Origin of the sequence: Acinetobacter sp. A47 (assembly GCF_000805455.1) — a bacterium.
Lineage (GTDB): Bacteria > Pseudomonadota > Gammaproteobacteria > Pseudomonadales > Moraxellaceae > Acinetobacter.
In genome coordinates, this window is the sequence record NZ_JSUS01000050.1 from 1 (window position 1) to 424 (window position 424).

The window sequence follows — 424 nt, forward strand, 5'->3', positions numbered from 1 at the left end:
CATTTTATTATTTGCGCCAATGTGATTGGTTCTAATTATGGAACGACAAATCCGTTGTCTACAAATCCTGAAACAAATTCGCCTTATTATCGAGATTTTCCTACAATTACGATAAAAGATATGGCAAATGCGCACCAATTGTTGGCAGATCATTTAGGAATTTCAACTATTCATTTATTAATAGGTGGTTCACTCGGTGGTCAACAAGCGTTAGAATTTACGTTACTTGATCAAGTTAAAGTGGATAATTTGGTTTTGTTGGCGACAAATGCGGTACATTCTCCATGGGGAATTGCGTTCAACGAATCGCAGCGTTTGGCTATCGAAGCCGATTCAACTTTTAACGATAAAATTGAGGATGGAGGAAGAAATTGATTGATTGCGGCGCGTACAATTGCGATGTTGTCTTATCGTACCTATATTA

1 protein-coding gene is annotated in these 424 nt (G+C 37.5%); it reads left to right on the forward strand.

The window, feature by feature from the left end:
• Positions 1-375 (forward strand): alpha/beta fold hydrolase (locus OC23_RS12005; RefSeq protein ID WP_201773436.1); only part of this gene is annotated, 375 nt, incomplete at its 5' end.
• Positions 376-424 lie beyond the last annotated feature (49 nt).